This window comes from Alloalcanivorax profundimaris, from assembly GCF_015265435.1.
GTDB classification, from domain to species: domain Bacteria; phylum Pseudomonadota; class Gammaproteobacteria; order Pseudomonadales; family Alcanivoracaceae; genus Alloalcanivorax; species Alloalcanivorax profundimaris.
This window is the reverse complement of the sequence record NZ_JABJWH010000026.1, coordinates 1-3475: the sequence shown is the minus strand read 5'-3', so window position 1 is coordinate 3475 and position 3475 is coordinate 1. Positions and strand designations below refer to the sequence as shown.

The following is a 3475-nucleotide window of genomic DNA, read 5'->3' as shown; positions in this document are numbered from 1 at the left end:
CAGGATGTCAAACCGGGAGCCCCCAGGGACGGGTTCACGGCGTTCCCGGAAAGGGGGCCACGCCGAGACGCGGCCCCGATGGAGAACCACCGCTTCAGTACGCCACGGCCACCACCAACAAATGCACGCTGGCGACCAGGAACACCGTCCAGGTGGCGATGATGCCCAGCTTTCGGAAATTGTTCACCTCGCTGCCCGGCCCGGTCATGCCCCAGGCATGGGCCACCCGCCCCAGCACCAGCAGCGCCCCGTACAGATGCAACGCCCAGGCGTTGGCGTTGTTGCCCTCCAGCAGGCCGATCAGGATCAGCGCCAGCGGGATGTACTCCACCGCGTTGCCGTGGGCGCGCACCGCCCGGGTGATGCGCGCGTCGCCGCCGTCGCCCAGGGAAATCCCCCGGCCGAAGCGGTAGCGCACCACGTTGAAAGCCAGGGCCAGGACCAACAGGCCGCACAGCGCGGCGTACAGGGCGGTGATCGGAAACATGGGCGAACCTCGTTATCGTTTTTTTCGTTGTCGTTTCAGGAATCTGACCGGATCCAGGGCGTCCAGCAATGGCCGGTCCGCCGGCGGCGGCGCGTCGCTGATGCGGTCCGCCAGGATCTCCGCGCACAGCGGCGTGCCGGTGATGCCCCGGCTGCCGTGGGCGATGCTCAGCCACAGGCCGGGCAGGGCGGCCAGGTCGTCCCGGGCCGGGTCCGGCAGCGGGCCGGCCAGGGGCAGGAAGTCGGTGCTCTGGCAACGCAGGCCCACCCGCCGGTCCACCACGCGGATGGCGTCGCCGCCCAGTTCCGCCCAGTGGTCCGGCAGGTGCCGGCGCAGCTGCGCCAGGTTGGCGGCGTCGTCCTGGTCCCGGGGCGCCGGGTCCGGGTCGTGCAGGTCGAAGGTGGCGCCCACGCAGTGCAGGCCGTCCAGGGCCGGGGTCAGGTAACCGCCATGGCAGCGGGCCCGGTCCCAGGCGGCGCTGGCCCCGGTGGCGGCGCAGTAGCTCACCTGGCCGCGAATCAGCTTGAGCGGCAGCCAGTCCAGGGGGGCGCCGTCCACGGTGAGTTGCTTGGCGGCGCCGGCGGTGGCGATCACTATCGCGTCGGCGTCCACCTGCTCGCCGTCGTCCAGGGTGGCCCGGGCCGGCGTGCCGCTGGCCAGGGCGGTGACGGCGGCCCGGCGTACCCGGATCGCCGGATGGTCGAGCAGGGCGCGGCACCAGGCTGGCGGGTTCAGGTAGCCGCCGCCGCGCAGCTCGGCGCGGTCGTCGCCGGCCAGCAGCAGCGAGTCCGGCCAGGCGCCGCTGTCGGCGGCGGCGCGGATCTTGGCGCGCTGCTTGTCGTCCACATAGTGCTGGATCACGCCGTTCAGGGCGCCCTGGCCGTCCGCCGGGAAGCGGTGGCGGCCCAGCCAGCGCAGGGCGTGGCCGTAGCTGAGCTGGTAGAAGCGGTTCTGGGCGGTGAGGTGCGGGCTGGGGGTGCTGTAGACCACCCCGGCGTGGTTGCCGGAGGCCGCCGTGGCGATGCCCGCCGGGTCCACCACGGTGACCCGCCAGCCGCGCTCCGCCAGGGCCCGGGCGGCGGTGGCCCCGGCCAGGCCGGCGCCGGCCACCAGCGCCTCGCCCCGGCGCTGGCGCCCGGGCCGCCAGGCCGCCGGGTCCGGCCCGAAGGTGCCCACCACCATATGCCGCTTGTGGCCGAAGCCGTCGATGCGCTCCACCCGGAAGCCGGCGTCCACCAGCCCCCGGCGCACCGCGCCGGCGGCGGTGAAGGTGGCCAGGGTGGCGCCGGGGCGGCTGTGGGCGGCGAGCTGCTCGAACAGGGCCGGTTGCCACATGGCCGGGTTGCGCGCCGGCGCGAAACCGTCCAGGAACCAGGCGTCCACCCGCGCCGGGCACAGCCGCCACAGGGGCTCGGCGTCGCCGAACATCAGCGTCAGGCCGACGTTGTCCGCCAACCACAGCCGGTGGCAGCCCGGCGAGGCCGGCGGATACTGGTGGCGCAGGGCATCGCGGAGCGCGTCCCACTCCGGGGTGTCGGCGCTGTCCGGCCAGGCCGCCAGCGCCCGGTCCAGATCCTCGGCGCCGAGCGGGTGCTTTTCCACCGAGAACAGATCCAGCCGCGCCCCCGCCGGGGCCCGCTGGCGGAACAGGGCGGCGGCCAGCAGCATGTTCAGGCCGGTGCCGAAGCCGGTCTCGCCGATCACGAAGCGGTCGCCGTCGGCGAGGGCGGCGAAGCGCTCACTCAAGCGGTTGCCGTCCAGGAACACATAGCGGCTTTCGGCGCGGCCGTCCTGGCGGGAAAAATAGGGATCGTCGAAGTCCCGCGCCACCGGTGTGTGGTCCTGCCAGTGCAGGCGAGCGGGCTGGATCGGGGCGAAATCGCCGTTGGACATGTCGGGGCCGGCTCCTCAGACTACGCCACTTGAATCGGGCCGCTTGAATCGGGATGCGCCCGGCGCCGCGCGCCGGGGCGAAGGATAATATCATGATCGCTAAAATCTGGGCGGTGATGGCGCCGGTGCTGGCCTGCGCCGGCGTGGGCTTTTTCTGGGGCCGCACCGGCCGGCCCTTCGACACCCGCATGGTCACCGCCCTGGTCACCACCGTGGCCACGCCCTGCCTGATCGTCGCCACCCTGGGCAAAAGCGATCTGGACATGGCGGCCCTGGCGCGCATCACCGGCCTGTTCCTGGCCGTGCTCACCCTCACCGGCCTGGTGGCCTGGCTGGTGCTGCATCTGTGCGGGCGCCCGCTGCGCGTGTTCCTGCCCTCGATGATGTTCCCCAACACCGGCAACATGGGCCTGCCCCTGGCCATGTTGGCGTTCGGCGACCGGGGCCTGGCGCTGGCCCTGGCCTGGATGATGCTCACCTCGGTGGTGCAGTTCTCCTTCGGGTTGGCGGTGGTCAGCGGCCAGGGGCTGTCCTGGAAGCTGTTCCGCCATCCGATCCTGGTGTCGGTGGTGATCGCCGTGGCCATGGTGCTGTTCCAGGTGCGCTTGCCGGAGTGGCTGTTCAACAGCGTGCGGCTGATCGGCGATCTGACCATCCCGCTGATGCTGATCACCCTGGGGGTGTCCCTGTCCCAGCTGCGGGTGCGCCACCTGGGGCCCGGCGCCGGCTTCGCCGCGCTGCGTCTGACGCTGGGGTTCGCCGCCGCCTGGCTGGTGTGCGAGCTGGCCGGGGTGGAGGGCGTGTTGCGTGGCGTGATCCTGATTCAGTCCACCATGCCGGTGGCGGTGTTCAACTACCTGCTTGCGCAGACCTACCGGCAGGGGCCGGAGGAGGTGGCGGCCATGGTGGTGTTCTCCACCGTTCTGTCCTTCCTGACCTTGCCGCTCCTTCTTGCCGTGGCTTTGCCGTAATCCTCCTCCAAAAAACCGCCGGCGTTACCCCGGAGCGGAGCGGCGTGGCCCCCTTTCCGGGACCCTGTTTGACAGGATGTCAAACCGGGAGCCCCCAGGGACGGGTTCACGGCGTTCCCGGAAA

3 protein-coding genes are annotated in these 3475 nt (G+C 71.9%); 1 reads left to right on the top strand and 2 read right to left on the bottom strand.

Annotated elements, in window-relative coordinates; genetic code table 11:
- Nucleotides 1–94: 94 nt before the first annotated feature.
- Nucleotides 95–487 (bottom strand): MAPEG family protein, encoded by a 393-nt coding sequence (locus HMJ39_RS13790; RefSeq protein ID WP_194297764.1) that lies wholly within the window; start codon nucleotides 485–487, stop codon nucleotides 95–97.
- 12 nt (nucleotides 488–499) lie between these two features.
- Entirely contained in the window at nucleotides 500–2380 is a 1881-nt protein-coding gene (gene mnmC / locus HMJ39_RS13785) for a bifunctional tRNA (5-methylaminomethyl-2-thiouridine)(34)-methyltransferase MnmD/FAD-dependent 5-carboxymethylaminomethyl-2-thiouridine(34) oxidoreductase MnmC (RefSeq protein WP_194297763.1), read from the bottom strand.
- A 92-nt stretch (nucleotides 2381–2472) separates the two neighbouring features.
- Between mnmC and HMJ39_RS13780 the strand changes: the two genes are divergently transcribed.
- On the top strand, nucleotides 2473–3351 hold the full coding sequence (locus HMJ39_RS13780) for an AEC family transporter (protein ID WP_194297762.1): 879 nt from the start codon (nucleotides 2473–2475) through the stop codon (nucleotides 3349–3351).
- The last annotated feature ends 124 nt before the right edge of the window (nucleotides 3352–3475 follow it).

Bases quoted from the DNA above. Each gene is read 5' to 3' on its own strand.
- HMJ39_RS13790 (WP_194297764.1), bottom strand. From the start codon at position 487: ATGTTTCCGATCACCGCCCTGTACGCCGCGCTGTGCGGCCTGTTGGTC.
- mnmC (WP_194297763.1), bottom strand. From the start codon at position 2,380: ATGTCCAACGGCGATTTCGCCCCGATCCAGCCCGCTCGCCTGCACTGG.
- HMJ39_RS13780 (WP_194297762.1), top strand. From the start codon at position 2,473: ATGATCGCTAAAATCTGGGCGGTGATGGCGCCGGTGCTGGCCTGCGCC.